The organism is Enterobacter sp. Bisph1, assembly GCF_000814905.1.
GTDB lineage: Bacteria > Pseudomonadota > Gammaproteobacteria > Enterobacterales > Enterobacteriaceae > Kosakonia.
On record NZ_JXAG01000009.1, the window covers coordinates 1 to 4,277 of the forward strand.

4 protein-coding genes are annotated in these 4,277 nt (G+C 49.3%); 1 reads left to right on the forward strand and 3 read right to left on the reverse strand.

Annotation, left to right across the window (positions count from 1 at the left end):
• Nucleotides 1–2: 2 nt before the first annotated feature.
• Both RW65_RS00105 and tnpA read right to left on the reverse strand, forming a co-directional pair.
• Entirely contained in the window at nt 3–905 is a 903-nt protein-coding gene (locus RW65_RS00105) for a flagellin N-terminal helical domain-containing protein (RefSeq protein ID WP_039054653.1), read from the reverse strand.
• Between the two features lie 540 nt (nt 906–1,445).
• Entirely contained in the window at nt 1,446–1,940 is a 495-nt protein-coding gene (tnpA, locus tag RW65_RS00110; RefSeq protein ID WP_052250245.1) for an IS200/IS605 family transposase, read from the reverse strand.
• Nucleotides 1,941–2,122: 182 nt separating this feature from the next.
• On the opposite strand from tnpA, the gene RW65_RS00115 reads away from it, so the two are divergent.
• Nucleotides 2,123–3,340 carry an IS4 family transposase gene (locus RW65_RS00115; protein ID WP_039054655.1) on the forward strand — a complete coding sequence of 406 codons (1,218 nt, stop codon included), beginning with the start codon at nt 2,123–2,125 and terminating at the stop codon, nt 3,338–3,340.
• A gap of 103 nt (nt 3,341–3,443) precedes the next feature.
• Here RW65_RS00115 and RW65_RS00120 read toward each other — a convergent pair.
• Nucleotides 3,444–4,277 (reverse strand): flagellin N-terminal helical domain-containing protein (locus RW65_RS00120; protein ID WP_039054656.1); only part of this gene is annotated, 834 nt, incomplete at its 5' end.

Here is a 4,277-nt window from a genome sequence, read left to right on the forward strand (position 1 = left end):
GATTAACGCAGCAGGGACAGCATGGTCTGCGGAACCTGGTTGGCCTGGGCCAGTACGGAAGAACCGGCCTGCTGCAGGATCTGCGAGCGCGACATGTTCGACACTTCCGTGGCGTAGTCAGAATCCTGAATACGGCTGCGGGCAGAAGACAGGTTGTTCACCGTGTTGTTCAGGTTGGTGATGGTGGATTCGAAACGGTTCTGAGACGCACCCAGCAGGCTGCGCTGAGTATCTACCGCTTTAATGGCATCATCGATAGTGGACAGCGCACCTGTGGTTACAACCGGGGTACCTGAAGTGCCTGTTGGGGTCAGGACATCAAAACCGCTCGCTGTTACCTTACGATCACCTGAAGCTACGTTAGCATTCCCTGTACCAGCCGTACCCGTTGCATTGTACAGGTTCCATTTAGAGCTGTCGTTCATGGTGATACTGATGGTTTCACCATCTTTGGAGCCGACCTGGAAATCAAAGGTTTTAGCCGCAGTGTTTTTCAGGATTTTGGTGCCGTTGAAGTCAGTCTGTGAATTCACGCGGTCGATTTCGGCCAGACGCTGGTTAACTTCAGCCTGGATGGAGTCGATATCGCTTGCAGAGTTAGAGCTGTTCTGCGCCTGAACGGTCAGGTCACGCACTCGCTGCAGGTTGTTGTTGATTTCGCTCAGCGCACCTTCAGCGGTCTGCGCCAGAGAGATACCGTCGTTAGCGTTACGTGCAGCAACGGTCAGGCCATTGATGTTAGAGGTAAAGCGGTTGGCAATCGCCTGGCCAGCAGCATCGTCTTTGGCGCTGTTGATACGCAGACCGGAAGACAGACGCTCAATAGACGTACCCAGTGAAGACTGAGATTTGCTCAGGTTGTTCTGGGTCAACAGCGATAAGGTGTTAGTATTAATAACAGCCATGATAGTTATCCTTCAGTAATAGATGTAAGTTCCGGTATGCGCCTGCGGCTTCATCACCGTCATAATAGTTATCGACGGGATTAAGGATCTCTTTAGTTTTTTTAGTTTTAAACTGTATTAACAACAAACAGAATCACGCGTATTTATTAAAAAATCACGATAAAACAAACACATAAGAATAACTTTTTTTTGTTTTGGAAGCGGTCTAAACACTATTACATCAAGGGAGATTTAGCCTATCTATAAATTAGGGAGAATTTTTCAAGCCAAAATAGTTGTCACCACTGTGTTGGCACAAAATTACAAGATATTTATTCTCCCATCGGGTATGCACTGAGTCCTTCTCGCCCCCTTTGATTTCTAGTTTAACGTTCGCCGTTGCAACGCCGTAAAGTTACAAAACCCCCAGCCTGACTGGGGAGGTTCTAAAGACAATAAATATCCTCCGGCATAGCCGGAGGTTTTTCATATGCGCCTGTAAGGCTCTGTTACCAGCCGCGCCCTACCAGGCGCATAGCAATCTGACATTTGCATTTTGGATTACTTGCCGCCCGTAAACGGGCTTCCCGGATACGGGATGGATAGCTGCTCGCCAAGTTTATCCTGTTCAAGCTGCTGCTCTATGTACTCCTGTATCTTTGCCGTGCTCTTTCCCACCGTATCAACATAGTAACCTCGGCACCAGAACTCCCTGTTTCTGTATTTGAATTTCAGATCACCAAACTGCTCATACATCATCAGGCTGCTTTTACCTTTCAGATACCCCATGAAGCTCGATACACTCATTTTCGGCGGTATTTCGACAAGCATATGGATATGATCCGGACAGCATTCCGCTTCAAGGATGCGCACGTTTTTCCATTCACACAGCTTTCTTAAAATGCTTCCGATGACCCTGCGCTTCTGACCGTAAAAGACCTGCCGTCGGTATTTCGGTGCGAAAACGATGTGATATTTACAGTTCCAGCGGGTATGCGCTAAGCTCTTTTCGTCCCCATCGGGACCCCCTTTTGATTTCTTGTTTAACTTTTGCAGTTGCCAGACCGCAACGTGTTTTAACAAATCAAAAGGGGTTTTAATAACCGGCCTAAAGCTGAAAGCTTCACGGAACCCCCAGCCTAGCTCTGAGGAATCCCCAGTAATGAGCGGTCAATAAAAGACAGGCATAGAGTTTTGTGATCTATTGATTGTTCCACCTATTCAATGAGATCACCTCTATGCCTGCCCGCCAGGTATGTCAGAACTTCTTACGGAATGCTCTTGCGCCCTTTCACAGATACCGACAAAACGCTCTGCTGGATGCCACAGTTGCGTTAATCAACGGCGCATCACTCACACTGACCAGCATTGGGCGTTTTTTGCCAGGGCAGGCGCAGGTTAAAAATAAAATTAAGCGTGTTGATCGGCTGCTGGGTAATGAATCACTTCAGCAGGATATTCCACTGATTTTCAAAAATATTATCTCAATGCTGACGAGGCAGTTGCCCCTTTGCGTGATCGCGGTGGACTGGAGCGGTTATCCCTCTCAGGAATTTCATGTTCTCCGTGCCAGTCTGATTTGCGATGGTCGTTCGATTCCCTTATTAAGCTGGATAGTTCCGTCAGAAAAACAGCAAAATGCAAAGGTACAACTCGCTTTCCTTGATGCGCTTGCCGGAGCGGTGAACCCGGGGGCCAGAGTATTTATCATTACAGATGCTGGCTTCCAGAATGCCTGGTTCAGGCATATAAAGTTGCTGGGGTGGGACTTTGTGGGCCGCATAAGAGGCACTGTCAAATTCAGGCAACAAAGAACAGGCGAGTCCTGGTATCACGTGAGTGATATCAAAGCGGAACGGCATCCGGTAATCAGAGCCGGTACGCGGCCTGTACATCTCGGGGCGGGAATCCTGGGGTATACTGAATATGCCCGTTGTGACGGTCATTTTTATCTTCATAAGAAAACATCACAGCAACGTAAGTACAGGAATCCCCGGTGCCGTATCCTGCGTAAATCACAGATTAATGATGCCCGTAAAGCAGCGAAAGAACCGTGGCTTATATTTAGTAGTGCAGATGATTTTAAACCACGAGAAATCATGAAGTTATATAGCCGTCGAATGCAAATAGAGCAAAACTTTCGTGATGAAAAAAGTGAGCGGTTCGGCTTTGGCCTGCGTGGCAGTTACAGCCGTTCAGCCGGACGACTGCTGGTGCTGAGCCTGCTGGCGACACTGAGCACAATTGTGCTCTGGCTTATTGGGTTTCATGCAGAAAACAGAGGGTTACATCTGCGGTACCAGGCCAACAGCATTAAGTCGCGACGTGTTATCTCATATCTGACATTAGCGGAGAATGTCCTGCGACACTCTCCGCTCATTTTGAAGCGAGTAGCGTTAGACGCCGCTCTTAATCACCTTGCCAGAACCTACCGAAGTATGGTGCTGGTTTATTAGCGCTGATTTTGTGGGGATCCCTCAGCAGCCTAGCTGGGGGTTTTCTATAGACAATAAAAAAGCGCCGACGTGCGGCGCTTTTTTAATTGAGCGTAATCGAAGATTAACGCAGCAGGGACAGCATGGTCTGCGGAACCTGGTTGGCCTGGGCCAGTACGGAAGAACCGGCCTGCTGCAGGATCTGCGAGCGCGACATGTTCGACACTTCCGTGGCGTAGTCAGAATCCTGAATACGGCTGCGGGCAGAAGACAGGTTGTTCACCGTGTTGTTCAGGTTGGTGATGGTGGATTCGAAACGGTTCTGAGACGCACCCAGCAGGCTGCGCTGAGTATCTACCGCTTTAATGGCATCATCGATAGTGGACAGCGCACCTGTGGTTACAACCGGGGTACCTGAAGTGCCTGTTGGGGTCAGGACATCAAAACCGCTCGCTGTTACCTTACGATCACCTGAAGCTACGTTAGCATTCCCTGTACCAGCCGTACCCGTTGCATTGTACAGGTTCCATTTAGAGCTGTCGTTCATGGTGATACTGATGGTTTCACCATCTTTGGAGCCGACCTGGAAATCAAAGGTTTTAGCCGCAGTGTTTTTCAGGATTTTGGTGCCGTTGAAGTCAGTCTGTGAATTCACGCGGTCGATTTCGGCCAGACGCTGGTTAACTTCAGCCTGGATGGAGTCGATATCGCTTGCAGAGTTAGAGCTGTTCTGCGCCTGAACGGTCAGGTCACGCACTCGCTGCAGGTTGTTGTTGATTTCGCTCAGCGCACCTTCAGCGGTCTGCGCCAGAGAGATACCGTCGTTAGCGTTACGTGCAGCAACGGTCAGGCCATTGATGTTAGAGGTAAAGCGGTTGGCAATCGCCTGGCCAGCAGCATCGTCTTTGGCGCTGTTGATACGCAGACCGGAAGACAGACGCTCAATAGACGTACCCAG

Excerpts from the sequence above, each read along its gene's own strand:
- RW65_RS00105 (WP_039054653.1), bottom strand. The coding sequence starts at position 905 with ATGGCTGTTATTAATACTAACACCTTATCGCTGTTGACCCAGAACAAC.
- RW65_RS00115 (WP_039054655.1), top strand. The coding sequence starts at position 2,123 with ATGCCTGCCCGCCAGGTATGTCAGAACTTCTTACGGAATGCTCTTGCG.